Origin of the sequence: Acinetobacter sp. 226-1 (genome assembly GCF_030329325.1) — a bacterium.
Taxonomy (GTDB): Bacteria; Pseudomonadota; Gammaproteobacteria; order Pseudomonadales; family Moraxellaceae; genus Acinetobacter; species Acinetobacter sichuanensis.
This window is the reverse complement of the sequence record NZ_JACANU010000007.1, coordinates 1-16,398: the sequence shown is the minus strand read 5'-3', so window position 1 is coordinate 16,398 and position 16,398 is coordinate 1. Positions and strand designations below refer to the sequence as shown.

11 protein-coding genes are annotated in these 16,398 nt (G+C 37.6%); 5 read left to right on the top strand and 6 right to left on the bottom strand.

The window, feature by feature from the left end; all coding sequences use genetic code 11:
• Positions 1-50: 50 nt before the first annotated feature.
• The 6 genes from HX124_RS11755 to HX124_RS11735 all read right to left on the bottom strand — a co-directional run bounded on the left by HX124_RS11755 (position 51) and on the right by HX124_RS11735 (position 10,921).
• Entirely contained in the window at positions 51-3,902 is a 3,852-nt protein-coding gene (locus HX124_RS11755) for a DUF4132 domain-containing protein (protein WP_286383304.1), read from the bottom strand.
• Positions 3,903-4,020: 118 nt separating this feature from the next.
• On the bottom strand, positions 4,021-6,126 hold the full coding sequence (locus tag HX124_RS11750) for a hypothetical protein (protein WP_286383305.1): 2,106 nt from the start codon (positions 6,124-6,126) through the stop codon (positions 4,021-4,023).
• Positions 6,123-7,271, bottom strand: coding sequence for a VWA domain-containing protein (locus tag HX124_RS11745; protein WP_286383314.1), 1,149 nt, complete (start codon positions 7,269-7,271; stop codon positions 6,123-6,125). Before HX124_RS11745 ends, HX124_RS11750 begins: the two co-directional genes overlap by 4 nt.
• A gap of 26 nt (positions 7,272-7,297) precedes the next feature.
• Positions 7,298-9,145, bottom strand: coding sequence for a DUF5682 family protein (locus HX124_RS11740; protein WP_353619648.1), 1,848 nt, complete (start codon positions 9,143-9,145; stop codon positions 7,298-7,300).
• Between the two features lie 52 nt (positions 9,146-9,197).
• Positions 9,198-9,821, bottom strand: coding sequence for a DUF5682 family protein (locus HX124_RS18155; protein WP_353619647.1), 624 nt, complete (start codon positions 9,819-9,821; stop codon positions 9,198-9,200).
• Positions 9,822-9,823: 2 nt separating this feature from the next.
• Positions 9,824-10,921 (bottom strand): ATP-binding protein, encoded by a 1,098-nt coding sequence (locus HX124_RS11735; protein ID WP_286383306.1) that lies wholly within the window; start codon positions 10,919-10,921, stop codon positions 9,824-9,826.
• A 232-nt stretch (positions 10,922-11,153) separates the two neighbouring features.
• Between HX124_RS11735 and HX124_RS11730 the strand changes: the two genes are divergently transcribed.
• From HX124_RS11730 to HX124_RS11710, 5 genes are all read left to right on the top strand, one after another.
• A complete protein-coding gene (locus HX124_RS11730; protein ID WP_286383307.1) occupies positions 11,154-12,668 on the top strand; it encodes an EcsC family protein in 1,515 nt (504 codons plus the stop codon).
• Positions 12,669-12,851: 183 nt separating this feature from the next.
• Positions 12,852-13,226, top strand: a complete 375-nt coding sequence (gene rpsL / locus HX124_RS11725) for a 30S ribosomal protein S12 (RefSeq protein ID WP_002050319.1) — start codon at positions 12,852-12,854, stop codon at positions 13,224-13,226.
• 178 nt (positions 13,227-13,404) lie between these two features.
• Positions 13,405-13,875, top strand: a complete 471-nt coding sequence (gene rpsG, locus HX124_RS11720; RefSeq protein ID WP_005190966.1) for a 30S ribosomal protein S7 — start codon at positions 13,405-13,407, stop codon at positions 13,873-13,875.
• A 185-nt stretch (positions 13,876-14,060) separates the two neighbouring features.
• A complete protein-coding gene (gene fusA, locus HX124_RS11715) occupies positions 14,061-16,196 on the top strand; it encodes an elongation factor G (RefSeq protein WP_107008018.1) in 2,136 nt (711 codons plus the stop codon).
• Positions 16,197-16,291: 95 nt separating this feature from the next.
• The coding region (locus HX124_RS11710; RefSeq protein WP_087553676.1) for a GTP-binding protein at positions 16,292-16,398 on the top strand (107 nt) is incomplete at its 3' end.

Below are 16,398 nucleotides of genomic sequence, written 5' to 3'. Positions count from 1 at the left end.
GAAATGGGCAATTGTGTACTGGTTGAGGAGAATGACTTGGTTTAGGCAAATTACCAAGGTGTTTTCTTTTCCCATTCTGGGTCAAAACCTGTACAAGCATCTGCCACTTTTAAATAATCAGCATAGCTTTCTGCTAATAAAATTGGCGGAACATCACTGAGCGGAAGGCTATTTGAACTCCAAGAGCGGCTGCCTAATTTGTCAAATTCCAACTCAAATAAGACTGCTGGAATATTTTCCTCAGGCACATAACTACCGCTAAAGACAATTTGTACATGAATACCCAATTGCTTAAATGGCTTGGTATAACGATCAAAAGAGCCTGCATCTTCAATGCTTGCACGTTGATAACCCAGTTTGTTGACGACACCACGTAAGGTGAATGTGTCTGTGATCCAACCTTTACGATCCGAAATATCTTTGCTGTTAAGGTCAGTAATTTCAGGTAAATGATGGCTCATTTGCTCAAATAAAAATTTAACTTTATAGTCTTTAAAATGGTCAATCCATGCTTGAGCATCTTCTTTCCCGACTAGAACAGCATGCGCAATTTGAATTTTACTATTACTTTGAATCTCAATTTCATCATCCTCTAAATTGAGTAAACAGCCATCATCACTTGGACGGAAAGCGATTTTTTCACCAGATTCGGTGACTTCTAACCACACCAAACGTTGGATCAGGCGGCGTACAATTGGATGAGCGTGTAAGTATTCAAACCATTCACTTTGTAACCATTGACGTTCACTACACATCGCTTCGTATAGGCGTTGTGTTTGTAAATCAATCACTTGTTTTAGTTCTTTCTTGCTGCTGCTGAAAAGAGCTTTTGCTTCTTTGATTAAATCAGCATCATCATTTTGACGTGCCGTAGGTAAAGTTTTGACTTCTTTACCTTCTTCATTTTTAAGCACAAATTTATCTTTATCATCGACAATGGCTGTAAATAAACGTGAACCATATTCTAAATTGAGTACACCTTTTTCATCCAAACCAGCCGTTGGAATCGTTCGATCTGCCAATTCATCACTGCTCCATTGATTACGTTCTGCAATTTCAGTGACCAGTTCTGTCGCTAAATTTTGTACTGAGGTTGTACGGTAACGACGCGATAAAGACAATAAAAGTTGAATAATTAAAGGATCATTACTGATTGAGAGTGCTGAGATCATCGCTTCAATTTGTGAGCGACGTTGATAATGTTGTTTCATATAGTCTTGCAAGGTTTTGACTGCAAAACTACCTTGTGCAGGATAGGTCAGTGCTAAAATGCCTTTGCTTTTAATCGCAGAACCTAAATAAATTGCAAGTTGCTGACGTTTAATTTCTTCAATCACTTCTTCAAGCGTAATGGTTGCATAATGTGCATAATATTCAGGATATTTATGACCATAATTTTGATAACTATCACGATATGATTGTAAGTTTTGAGGTGCTTGTTTGACAGCAACTTCAGTTGCTTGTTCTAAAGTTGGCGATAAAGTATCTTGTTGAATAAAACTATGCAGTAAATGGTTGGCAAGTTTTTGCTGACTTTTTTCATCAAGTAAACCAAGATAACGTTGAAACAAAGCATTGGCTTTAGGGTCTTTGAGTTTTTCAGCCAAAACAACCCACCAATGAATAATATCAGGATTAACTTTTTTGCCAGTTTTCCAAGTAATCTCAGGTAAAGTTTTAGCATCAAACCAAGTGAAACTACTGGAAATTTTAGCTTTTAAGCCTTGTTCAGCTTCTTTTAATAACACTTTCTCAGACAAGTATGGGCTAATATCTTGTCCTAGTTTTTCTAGTGAGGTTAATAGGGCAGCACGTACAACTTCCTTTTTCTCTTTTTTCAGTAAAGCATATAAAGGTTCTACAGCATCTTGATTTTGTAAACGAGCAAGCCATTCAATGGCAGTGACACGAATTTCTTGTTTTCCTGACTCTAAAGCTTCAATGGCACGTAAATGGATTTCAGGTAAACGTTGTAAAGCTTGCTGTGCGTCATAACGCAGACGTTTATTTTCACCTAAAGCAAATTCAAGCAAACGTGGAATGAATTGTTGTGGAATAGTAGGAAATGACTCTAAAATTTTAATCGCTTTGATGGGTTCAAATTGACTATAAGCGCTTTCTTCCAAAGAAGGGCTAAGTCCTAATGCTTCACTGATAAACTCAGGATGTTCGGCAAAGAAAGGCCAAATTTTTTCGCTTTGTACAATATACTGGTGTAAATCATGCCAATAGCTTGAAATGAGCATACCTTGTGCAATTTGACGAATTGAATTTTCATACCCTGTGTCATTAAGTGCTTGTGAAATTTGGCGTAGGTCTAAATTGTCATATTGGGCTGGTGGTAAATCGGCAAAAATACTATTCCAGTGAACAATATGATTTGCATGACGGGTGGCATGAATCCGTAAAGCATGTAATAACGAATACTCAGGATAATTATAAAGTTTAGATTGGTGAGTAATGATATCAACATCGCTTTCAAAAGGACTGCGTTTGGTATGACCATTAATTTGTGCTAAAAGTTGATCAATACTCGTTGCTTTGATATTTCTAAGACGGCGAAATCTTTTTTGTGCCCAGTCTGAACGGTAACTATTGGTTTTATTGTCTTCAATTTCAGCATTTGCTGCGATTTCTGCTTTGCTTACAAGTTGTTGATGATTTTGATGCAAGATTTCAGTGAAATTTGCAGGAATATCTCGAATTGCAAGTGGTGTAAATTCAGGGATTTCAAAGCTTTCATGATGACTGGATTGATTGACTGCTTTTAGGCGTTGAATTGCCATTAAAATAAGTTGTTGAACAGCTTTTTGTTTTTCATTTTCATAGGCTTGTTCTAAAACTACTAAGTTTTGTTCGCCTAAACGGGCAAGTAATTCAGCAGCAAAACCACGTTCTTTACTTGAACCTTGGAGCAAATATTGTTGTAGATAATGCTGACTATCTTCATCATTTAATTGACTTAATAAACTTACAGCAAGGTCACGAATGGTTTTTGAACGCCCAATGGTGAGCTTAACAATCAACTCGGGGAGTTGTTGTAAAATTTCAGGTTTGCGTTTGAGATATTCTAAAAAGACAGTTTGACCATCAACACTTAAGTTTGGGATTTCTTTTTTTAAGGAATCTAAATGGGCAGCAATATAAGCATCGGTATCGGACAGTTCAAAAATTAAATCTAAACGATCTGCATAATAACTACTACAGCCCGCACGTTCAAAAATCAACACCACCAAATGTTGGGCTAATGTCGGTTCATCATCGGCTAAAAGTTGATGTAATTTTTCTAATGTCCAAGACTGTTTAATGAGTTTTTTTGCACCAATTTCACTAAAGTTATGGTGCTGTTGTAAGGTAATGAGAGCATCGACGACAATATAATGAAACCATACAGGAACGGGTGAGTAGAGCTCTTTATAATTTTTTTGTTGGGTGATACTTTCATAGACTTTGCCCAAACGTCTGATTTGTTCATTACTGAGTGTGTCAAACAAATGATCACTGAGTTGTTTACGGGATTTAATGGATTGTTTTTTTAGTTTTTCTTGGGTTTTAGTGAGTTGGATTTGTGTCCAATACCATTCATAAGTCCCCGGATAGCCAAGTAAATCAGCTGCTTTTTCATCAGGAAGTTGGCTGAGTTGAAGTAAAAATTGTGGATTTGTCCCTTCAATAATAAAAGGAATAATATTCTTCATCAGACTATCATCCACTTCATTCAGCACCTTAAAAACCTCATATAAAGGCTTAATGGTGTCTACAAGTTTTTGATTGTATTCTTGTGGTTTTGTTGCTTGTTGTTCGGTGTTTACTTCTTGTGTTGATTGTTGGTTTTGGTTGTTCTGCTTATGATCTGGACTGGAAAATAAGGATTCAATTTTAGACATCAATTGATTGAGCATGGTTAAAATTCCTATTCCATTAAAGGAGTATTTGTTATTTAAAAAAAGTGCAAAAATAAATACGTTGTCGATCTATCATAAAAAATAAAACAAAAAATTGAATAGCATTTTTGCAACTTCACGACATAACTTGTCTTTCTATCGGCAAGTGATAAGACAGGCGTTGTATTTGTAAAAATAAATGTCGCCATTTGAGTAAAGCCGCAGCAAGCGAAGACATTTCTAAACCTGATATAAGACTTCGTTGTACAACTTCTAGTCCTAAATCTGCATAAAGTTGTGCAAGCTGTTTCAGTTTGGTTTTATCTTCAGGATCCAGCACTTCACGCCCTGTATTGGCATAAAACTCAAGTACAGACTGTGTTTGTTGTACCGCAATGTCTAAGGTGGATTGTTGAGGAGGTGTTTGCCATTGTTTTTTCTGTTGCAATAATTTCTCAATACGTCCTGTGATCAGTTCAGTCAAACTACTTTTTTTATAGCGAGGAGAGTGATAATCCAAGCTAAAAATTTCTAGCTGTTGTTTCTTTTCTAAAATTAAGCTACATGGAATCAGTTGAATATTTTGCTGACTGAGATCTAGACGAACTAAAGTTGCAACAATTTTTTCATTTTGATTGAACAATGTCGTGAGGCTTTTAATGCGAGCTTGATATTGAACCTCAATAGGTAAACTGAGTTTTAAAGCAGTGCCATGAAGGTCTTGAATACGACATTCAAAACATTGTTCATGTTCGTTTAACTCAGGCGCAAAAATCTGCTGATGACGGAGTAAAAGATAACGGTAAGGATTTTGCTCTAAACTTGACTTTGGCTGGATCCACTGATGAAGCATTGACCAATCATTTAAGCCGATGTTCATCTGTTCAAAGTCTTCTAGGCTGAGTTTTTTAAAAGGATCAATTTGAATAAAACGTGTATCTGTACTTGGGCTAAGATTGACCTCAAAACTTACTTTTGCTTGAGTAAGTTGAATTTGATGTTGTAATAAATAATCTAAAGAACTTCCCCAAATCCCTGATTGTGCAGCACTCTCTTTAGAAAAAGTGCTATCCAAACGATGACCACGTGCTTGAGTGACTTCACGACTATGCTGCTGTTGTTCATCCCAAAAAGTGACTGTTAAACCTTGCGCACCGCTGTCTGTTTGCCACCATTCACATCCTAAGGGAATTAAACGTTGTGTACTTTGGGCTTGATAATCACGTTGAACAGCACCTTTTAGACGAGTAAATATTTCAGTTTGCTGTTGGCTCTGTTCTAAAGCAAATAGATAGGCATTTAAATATGCCAATTGTGAGAAAATTTGTTGTTCATCAGTTTGTATATCATGTTCGAGTAGTTGTTGCATCATGCCATGCAACTGTCTGAGCAGCGCTGCGAGTCGTGGTAAGTTTTGTGCTCGTGCTTGCATATTTAAAATATGTAAAGACAATACCGACTCTTTGGCTAAATGAGATAAACCTTGTTGGATAAATTGTTGGCACAGATTTTTTATTTCTGAAATAAAATCAATATCTTCTTTGTTTAAGGCATGCTGTGTACTTTGACGATACTGCTGTTGTAAATCTTCAGACCATTGCCATAATTCGGCAGATTGTTGCTGAAATAAATGTGCAATACACGCCAAATGTACCGCATTTTTTTTATTGTCATCAATATCTGACAACATACCTTCAAAGCCTGTTTGAGGGTAAAACAGAATTGGATTTTCACTGAATTCTGTTTTGAAAATAATTTTTTCAGCCAATATTTCAATGTTACAAGCAGTGTTGACTTGTTGCCAGTTTTGCCAAATTTCAAAAGCCAAACGTAAATTCGCTTTGCCCACTTTTTTAAATAGGACGCTATCTTTGAGTTGTAGTGCTTGATCTAAGGCAGAAGCTTGCACTGTCAAGGTTTGAGTAGGTTCTAATAGACTTTCATGAGTTGATGGGGAGGCTGAGGGCTGATCATTGCTCGTTGTTGCTTGATTTTGTTGTAACCAAAAAATACTACTTAAAATATGTTTACAGCAATTTTGAGCAGAGCAGTTACATTGTGCTTCAGTGATCCCTTGTTCAGGTAAATAGACATCAAACTCTTCAACTTTAAAGTGTAACGGTGCTGTATTTTCAATATATTGAACTTCTTCGATTGATTTTTTAGCACGTCGAATTAAACCTGTATTACTATGTAAAGCAAGGCTTTCTTCATCATATTGTAAATAAATTTGCCCAATCATTGCATAACCTCCGCAAACCAATTGGCTAAATGATCAGGTGTCATAGCAGCAATTTGCATCCCTCGTTCTTGTAGTTTTTGTGCGATATTGCTGTCATATACAGGATTTGCTTGACTGTCTAAAGCTGCTAAACCAAGTAATTTACAACCTTGTTCATTTAATTTTGCTGTGGTATTGAGTAAATGTTGTAAAGATGCGCCTTCTTCAAAGTCACTGATGAGAATCAAAATACTACGATTGGGTTGAGTGATTTTTTTGGCACAATACTCCATTGCCATACCAATATTGGTACCGCCACCCAATTGCACAGTTAATAAAACTTCTACAGGGTCATGTGCTAAATGGCTCAAATCAACGACTTGGGTATCGAACAAAACCAAACTAATTTTGACCGCAGGGAGTGCTGCTAAAATACTGGCACAAATGGCTGCATACATCACTGAATCTAACATTGACCCACTTTGATCCACGCATAAAACAATTTCCCACGACAAGTGTTTTTGTACTCGTGCATTGAAAATAGGATTTTGAATAATAATTTTTTTACGATCAGGTTGATAATTTTTTAAGTTATTTTCAATGGTACGTTTCCAGTCAAAATTTTGTGCTTGTTGAATATGTGAGCGACGAAAACGGTTACGACGACCTTGTAAAGATTGTAAAAATTGAGTGCGAATTTTTTGTAAAAGTTCTTCAACAACTTTGCGAATCACTTCACGCACAGCTTCTTTAGCTTCGCTACTCAAACGACCACGCATACTCAATAAGGCTTTGGCAGTTGCAGGGTTTGGTTCAAGTTCTCGAATACTTGCAGGATCGCTCAGTAAGCCTTGTAATTGATATCGTTCCAAAGCATGCTTTTGCATACGTTCAAACGTTGATTTTGGAAAAAGCTTGCGGCTTTGATTGAGCCAATTAATCGCAGTAAGTTGAGAACCTTCTAGACCCCCATGTCGATTATTTGCTTGCTGTACACCACGACGTTTATATTCATTTTGATATAAATAATCGAGATTACGCTCTAATTTTAACTGTTCACCTGAAAATCCCGCAGTAGATAAACTTTGGTCAGAATAACGTCCTAAAATGAGTCGCCAACGACGAGCACGATCTAAATCATCTAGGTCAGTTGCTGTTGTTTCCATAGAAACTGAAAGGTCTGAATCTTGGGTCATATTTCAACTCCTTTCAACCAGTTTTCGAGTTGATCATGTTGTAAAATTTGTTGTAATTGTTGATTTAAATGTGCAGCATTTAACATGTCATATTCACTAATATCACTATACACCTGATCTAAAATGACTTGGCCTGATAAGCCCGCCATTTGGGCAATATGTTGTGAAACAGCCGAATTTTGCTTTGGTGAAAGCTGACTAAAGATATAACGCAAATCAGGCAAAATTTGTAAGAAAGTCTCTTCACGCCAATGTGAAACCAATTCATACAATGACTGAATTGCAATAGAGGATTGCACAAAAATCTCGGGTGCGATCACAAACATACCTTGTACATATTGCACAGCTTCGTCTGCGTCACTGCCTATAGCAAAAGCAGTTTTTAAATAGGTTTTAAGTTGTTCTTGATCAATCTGATGATCTAAAAACATTAAACTATCTAATGCGCCTTTTAACTTATTGAGTCGAAACTCCTCTAATTTTGAACGCTGTATATGCTGATAAAATAACGTTAAAAATGAGTTTTGATCCTGTTCAGGTTTTAGATTTTCGACGGATAAAACCAAGTCATGTAAGGTTTTAAAATGAGTGAGATTGGATTCAATTTTATCTTCATGTGTGTCATATAACTGCTCTAGCAAAAAACAAGCTTGTTTGACTGCATCGAATAAACTACTTTGTAATATATGTTCAGGCAATTGAAGCAGTTTTCGACCACTCCATAAGTAATAGAGTTGTTGTGCAGCACTGACCACAGATTGTAAGTTTTGATCTGTTTGTAAATATTGATGTAACTGTTTTTGCAATAAATTCAGTTGTTCTTTTAAGCCTAAACGACATGCTAGGGTCAGCAATTTTGCTGTTTCAAAAGCCGATTGACCTAAACCATTTTTCTGATTTTCTTGTTGTAAAGCTAAAATTTTACCTAAAGCAATTTGTGATAATTGATCGCCTAATTCAGCAAGCTCAATTAAACGAGCTTCTACCGAAGGTGACCATGTGTAACGCCATTCTTCAAATAACAAGTCAAGTCCAGCACCTTGACTAAAATCTGGTCCTGATAGTTTTTGTGCAAAACCACAATCAATAAATTCAAGCAAATGTAAAAATTGACTGATATCTTGATGTAAAGACTTACGATAAATATCTAATTTTCGATTACGAGGAATCGTATCACTGACATTAAAACGATATTTTTCAATTTGTTTAAACACATTTTGCAATAAAGCAGGGCTATGCTGATGTGCGGCAACTTTGCCCAGTTGTTGACCACTTAAATAAGCGTAAATTTCGGTGAATAGCAGTTGTTGACCATCATCAAGTTCGCCTTTAACCAAAGCACTTTGTAAAGCATCTAATAAATCATAACGGCTAGGACGATAATGCCCACGCAAATTGGCTAACTGTAGAGCGACTTCGGCTGTATTTTTTAAGGCAATATAAGCCGTTACATCTAAAACCTGTTTATTTTCCAGATGATGGCAAATGTCCGTTAAATAGCTTAAAAATTGTTGTTCGATAACGACATCATTTAAATTTTCCTGATTTAAATCTTGCCAAAACTGTTGATAAAATGCAGGTGAAGGCATACCTGACGCATAACCATTTAAAGCATCTAAACGGTCAAAGCTATAACGGATGAGCCAAGCATTTTCTTGCCATTTTTGTTGCTTATTTTGTTGAATGGTATAACGTTTAGCAGATTGATGCTGTGCTAAATTTTCAATTAAAGCAAGCGTATGAAAACCGCCTGTAACCACCAAAACTTTATGTTTAGGTTGCAAAGCTGCATGTATTTTTTGCCACATACAATCTTCACGATGCAAAGAAGCATCTTGTAGCAAGACATCGTGCTCATAATCTAAGCGTGCTAAAGAACACCATGTAAATACATCATTAAAAAAAATCAGCAGGCTGCTTTAGTTGAGAAATATGTTGTAATTCAAATAAATGATCCCAAAGTTCATCATGGTCACGACAACGTAATTGTTGTGCAAGACCTTGAATAAACTGACTGTGTGCTAAATAACGTTCAGAAATTAAATTTTTTTGTGACCAATCCAATGCTGCATGGGCAAGTTTGAACACACTTTGTTCTTGCCATGACAAATCAATAAATTCAATTTGTGCTTGTTGAGCATGCCCTTGTTGAAGTGCGACCCATTCAGGTGAATATTCACAAAATGGATAATAGGCAGAAAAAAGAGAAGGGCTTTCTGTAACTGCTTCTTCATCTTCACGCTCATTTTGATTTTTAGTTTGCGTTTGCGCAAAAATTGCAATAGGTGGTTGGGTATTTTCCTCAAGTAAGGCTTCAAGTAAAAACTGAAAACAATGTGGTGCTTCAATCAAAATATGCGTAGGTTGCAGCGTTTGTATATAGTGTTTTAAAGCAAATGCACAAGCAGGACTATGATGCCTGATGGGTGCAAAAAAAAGCTGTTGCTGTTCAAGTTGTTGTTTATATTGAAATGCCTGTTCAAGTCGTTCAGGCAGTTGGGTCTGCATAAACTGGCTCATACTTAAAACTCACGGCTAGCATCGAAAAAGGCTTTCCAATCTTTGTCTTGACGGGCACGTTCTTTCACAACGCTGTCTAGATAATAACGTAAACGTTTTGCATCCTCAGGATTATCCTTAAACACTACGCCAACCAGTTGTTGCGCAATGTGTTCAGCTTTTAAGACACCATCACCAAGATAAATGGCTTGTAGGCTTGCTGCATGTGCAATATTGACTGCTTCTGCTGTCGACATCACAGCATCAGGGGTCTTTAAGCTTGCACCTTGTAGACTTTGACCTGTACGTAATTCATTAAAAATAGTGACTAATAATTCAATGACTTGTGGCTGTACTTGCAGCTCAGAAAATAAATCACCAATTTGCTGTTTGAGTTGTAATTGTACAAGTTCAATTTCAAACTCACGATTTTTGATGGGTTTTACTGTTTCAAAGTTAAAACGGCGTTTTAATGCTGCGGACATTTCATGCACACCACGATCCCTTAAGTTCGCAGTTGCGATTAAGTTAAAACCTTGTTGTGCTGAAATACTAAAATCTTGTCCCATTTCAGGAATCATCATCTGTTTCTCTGACAAAAGAGAGACTAAAACATCCTGTATTTCAGGTGGGCAACGGGTAATTTCCTCAAAACGTGCTAATTTGCCTTGTTGCATCGCAAAGTATAGAGGGGAGGGAATCAGCGACTTTTCTGAAGGACCTTCAGATAATAGCAGCGCATAATTCCACGAATACTTAATATGATCTTCGGTTGTTCCTGCTGTACCTTGAATGGTTAATTGTGAATTGCCACCGATTGCAGCACTAAATAGTTCAGAGAGCATTGATTTTGCTGTACCTGGTTGACCAACTAACATCAGTCCTTGATTCCCCATAAGCGTGACCAATGCTCGATCCACTAAGGCATCATCACCATAGAATTTTTTTTGAATATTAAGCTGAGTATTGCCTAAAATAAAATCACGAACAGCATAAGCTGAGAGTTGCCATCCTTGAGGTTTACGTTTTTGATCTTGCGCTTTTAAGCGTTGTAATTCATCGCTATATTTTTGTTCAGCACTTAATTTTAGGGTCTGATTTAATTGTTGATTGTTATCCATTTTGCTTAAATAATCTTTTTAAATAGTGAAAATAATCATAGCGCAGAGCTGACATCTATCACAGCGTTGTTAGCATGAATGCGACAAATTGTGACTTAAGTATGTGTTTCATCGTAAAGTGATTGTGGCGTTTTTGTATTTTTAGCCAAACATACGTAATTTGAGTTGAGATAATTGCTCACAATCCTTAGTATTTGATTAAACCGATAAAAATGAGTGGAGTAAGGTTCAAATGACAGATTCTAATAAGAAACAATCAAGTGGTATATTATCGAATACATTTGGTCTTGCTAAAAAACTGGGTACAACAGGTTTAAGTATGTTGAACCATGCCGCACCAAATTCAGTGAATAAATTAGATCAGACCCCACAAAAAAGTACTATTATTGAGGGAAAAGCCCATTCTAAAAATATGTTTGAAAAAAAACAATATGACAATCCACAGCAAATGATACGTGAACATTTACCTCAAGTTTCTAGTCAGTTATTAGGGCGTCACTACAAAAAAATTAATAATGTCGCTTCATTTATTTCACCTCACTTTAACGACAAAATGTCAGACTATTTTTTTGATAAATTAAATGATTTTGTGTCTGAAACAAGTTCGGTAGAAAGACTGTTAAAAGAAGTGGGTGTTAAAAACTTAAATGAACTGAGTCAAGATTCGGCACGTTCACAGCGTATTAGTGGTGCTTTAGCCAATCAAAATAAAATTTTAGCTGCAATTCAAGGTGCTTTAACAGGTGCAACGGGTGTGATTGGTTCAGCAATTGATGTTCCAACTTCAATTGCGCTTGCTTTACGTAGTATTTATCAAACAGGTCGTGCACATGGTTTTGAATTAAAACCTGAAGATCATGAAATAGTCGAGTTTATCTTTAAGAAAATTGACCTAGGGACGGTAGCAGAAAAGCAAGCATTACTAATCACTTTGCGCGCTGTTTCTACAGCTTTACAAAATCATGATATAAGCCAATTTCAACAAGTTTTAGGCTCAAATTACTCTACAGATGTATTGAAAAATTGGTTAACCAATTCAGACGGTACTTTCAAATGGGCATGGTTAGATTACATTCCGCAACTCAATCTTATTTCGAAAATTACTCCTTTTATTAGTATTGGCGTGAGTGCGAGCTATAGCTGGAAGCTAGTCGAAGATGCGACCGACAAAGCCCAACTTGTATTTAAAGGCGCACAACAATATTTATTACAACACCCAAATGAAAATATCAGTGCATTAGCTGCATTTGAAAAGTCTGAAATTTTGATTTCACAAGCAAGCCCATTGCTTCAGCCTCCAAAAGAGGAAAATGCACAGCAACAAGAAGCAGCCCTCGAAGCAAAAGCAAACCAAGCTCAAAGCACTGAAAATGATACTATTCAAGAGGTGCAAGTCTTGAAAAAAGACGAGGCAGAAACTTTACTTGCACAAGAAGAAAACAGTATTGCAGACTTAGCAAAAGCGCATGTTTCTACAGTAAATGAAACAGAAACTCCAGTTGAGGTAGAGCAACCAGTCACAGAACCTGTAAAGAAAACACGTGCAAAAAAACGTACATCTGACTCAGCATCAGAGAAATTGACCGAAAAATCGCAACAAAATGAAAAAAGTGCAACAAAAAAAGTTGAGGATAAACCAGTACAAACTGAGGTGGAAAATTCATCCGATGATAAACAGGACAGTCATGCTATAGCGCAAAACATTGAAGCTACAACAGAAACTGAAAAAGAAGAGCCTAAAGACTAAAAATAATCATAATTTTACTTATTCTAGCGCATAGAAAAAAGTAAATTTAAAACTGAAAAAAATAGAAATGGTGAATATTTGATAAGTCTTGAATGTTGACCATTTTTATATCTTGACTTACAATTGCATGCCCTCAAAAAGTGGTAATTTTTTGGGGCTTTTTATTAACGGGAGAATTGCCAAATGGCAACAACAAATCAGTTGATCCGTAAGGGTCGTACTACTTTGGTTGAAAAATCAAAAGTTCCTGCGTTGAAGGCTTGTCCACAACGTCGTGGTGTTTGTACACGTGTTTACACAACTACACCTAAAAAACCTAACTCAGCAATGCGTAAAGTTTGCCGTGTGCGTTTAACTTCAGGTTTCGAAGTTTCTAGCTACATCGGTGGTGAAGGTCATAACTTACAAGAGCACAGTGTTGTTCTTATTCGTGGTGGTCGTGTTAAAGATTTACCAGGTGTGCGTTACCATACCGTTCGTGGTTCTTTAGACTGCGCTGGTGTTAAAGATCGTAACCAGTCTCGTTCTAAATACGGTACTAAACGTCCTAAGAAATAATTCTTTAAGAATTAAATTTTAAGATCGTAGAACTGCAATCCTTTATCGTCTCGCTTGTCTGATTTCTGCATTAATTTTGTGAAATTCAAGCGACGTGTAGTAAGGCCAGCGAATAGTACATGACACTTTGTACTGATGCTGGATAAACCTGAAGTGTCATATTTATAGGTAGTTTAAAATGCCAAGACGTCGCGTAGTCGCTGCTCGTGAGATCCTTCCGGATCCTAAATTCAGTAGCCAAACAATCGCTAAATTCATGAACCACGTAATGCAAGATGGTAAAAAATCTATTGCTGAAAGTATCGTTTACGGTGCTTTAGACCGCGTTCAAGAAAAAAACAAAGTAGACCCAGTAGAATTTTTCGAGACTACTCTTGAAAAAGTTCGTCCTATGGTTGAAGTAAAAGCACGCCGTGTTGGTGGTGCTACATACCAAGTACCTATGGAAGTACGCCCATCCCGTCGTACTGCCTTGGCTATGCGTTGGTTAGTAGATGCTGCTGCTAAGCGTTCTGAAAAAACAATGGCTTTACGTCTTGCTGGTGAGTTGCTTGATGCAGCTGAAGGTAAAGGTTCAGCGATTAAAAAACGTGAAGATGTGCACCGTATGGCTGAAGCTAACAAAGCCTTCTCTCACTACCGCTTCTAAGCGGCTAAAACAGTCCATCTCAGGAGAATACTCATGCGTATTGCAGCTCGATTTAACATCGCCCTCTATCAAAGTGGAGGATTCGCGGGTATTTAAGTTGCCCACTAGGTATGAGTATTCGTACGCATCAATACAATATTGATGCGTCCTGTTTTAAACAATAAAATTTAGGAATGCAAGAAATCATGGCTCGTCAAACCCCAATTTCTCGTTACCGTAACATTGGTATCTCAGCTCACATCGATGCAGGTAAAACAACTACTTCAGAACGTATTTTGTTTTATACAGGTGAGAGCCATAAATTAGGTGAAACTCACGAAGGTTCTGCAACAACAGACTGGATGGAGCAAGAGCAAGAACGTGGTATTACTATTACTTCAGCAGCAGTAACATGTTTCTGGAAAGGTATGGGCAACCAGTTCGAGCAACACCGTATTAACGTTATTGACACACCGGGACACGTTGACTTCACAATCGAAGTTGAGCGTTCTATGCGTGTTCTTGACGGTGCGTGCATGGTTTACTGTGCTGTAGGTGGTGTACAACCTCAGTCTGAAACTGTATGGCGTCAAGCAAATAAATATAAAGTTCCACGTATTGCGTTCGTTAACAAAATGGACCGTACAGGTGCGAACTTCTTCCGTGCTGTAGAACAAATGAAAACACGTCTTGGTGCTTCTCCAGTGCCAATCGTTGTTCCAATTGGTGCAGAAGAAAACTTCCAAGGTGTTGTTGACCTTATCGAAATGAAAGCGATTATCTGGGATGAAGCATCTCAAGGTATGAAGTTCGAATATGGTGAAATTCCTGCTGAATTAGTTGAGTTAGCGCAAGAATGGCGTACTAACATGGTTGAAGCTGCTGCTGAAGCATCAGAAGAACTCATGGACAAGTACCTAGAAGAAGGCGAGTTAACTAAAGAAGAAATCGTTGCAGGTATCCGTCAACGTACTTTGGCAAACGAAATTCAGCCAATGCTTTGTGGTTCAGCATTTAAAAACAAAGGTGTTCAACGTATGTTGGATGCTGTTATTGAATTCTTACCAGCGCCGACTGACGTTGAAGCGATCAAAGGTATCCTTGACGACAAAGACGAAACTGAAGGTTCTCGTGAAGCATCTGACGACGCTCCATTCGCTGCGTTAGCGTTCAAAATCATGAACGATAAGTTCGTAGGTAACTTAACTTTCGTACGTGTTTACTCTGGTGTTCTTAAAGCGGGTAGCCCGTGTTATAACCCAGTAAAAATGAAGCGTGAGCGTGTTGGTCGTATCGTACAGATGCATGCTAACGATCGTCATGATATCGAAGAAATTCGTGCAGGTGATATCGCAGCGTGTGTAGGTCTTAAAGATACTACAACTGGTGATACACTTTGTGATGAAAACAATGTAATTACACTTGAGCGCATGGAATTCCCTGAGCCAGTAATTGCACTTGCAGTTGAACCTAAAACTAAAGCTGACCAAGAAAAAATGTCAGTTGCTTTAGGTCGTTTGGCAAAAGAAGATCCATCATTCCGTGTACGTACTGATGAAGAATCTGGTCAAACAATTATTGCAGGTATGGGTGAGCTTCACCTTGACATCATTGTTGACCGTATGAAACGTGAATTCGGTGTAGAAGCAAACATTGGTAAACCAATGGTTTCTTACCGTGAAACAATCAAAAAATCGGTTGAACAAGAAGGTAAATTCGTACGTCAAACTGGTGGTAAAGGTAAATTCGGTCACGTATACGTACGTTTAGAGCCGCTTGCTGAAGACGCTGGTAAAGATTACGAGTTCGCTGAAGAAGTTGTAGGTGGTGTAGTACCTAAAGAATTCTTTGGTGCGGTTGACAAAGGTATTCAAGAGCGCATGAAAAATGGTGTTCTTGCAGGTTACCCAGTTGTTGGTATTAAAGCGACATTATTTGACGGTTCTTACCACGACGTCGACTCTGACGAATTATCGTTCAAGATGGCAGGTTCTTACGCATTCCGTGATGGTTTCATGAAAGCAGATCCTATCTTGCTTGAACCGATCATGAAAGTTGAAGTAGAAACTCCAGAAGATTACATGGGTGATATCATGGGTGACTTAAACCGTCGCCGTGGTATGGTTCAAGGTATGGACGATTTACCTGGTGGTACTAAAGCAATTCGTGCTGAAGTTCCACTTGCTGAGATGTTTGGTTACGCGACTCAAATGCGTTCTATGTCTCAAGGTCGTGCGACATACTCTATGGAATTTGCTAAATATGCTGAAACTCCACGTAACGTGGCGGAAGGCATCATTACTAAGTTCCAATCTGGTGGTAAAAAAGGTGACGACGAGTAATCTTTCGATTACTATAAGCCCAAACTAATTCATAGTTAAAAAACCAAATGCTCATGTAGTTAACCCTACATGAGTAGTTTAAAAAGGAAAAACTCATGGCTAAGGCTAAGTTTGAACGTAATAAACCACACGTAAACGTGGGCACAATTGGTCACGTTGACCATGGTAAAACAACTTTAACTGCTGCGATTGCAACTGTATG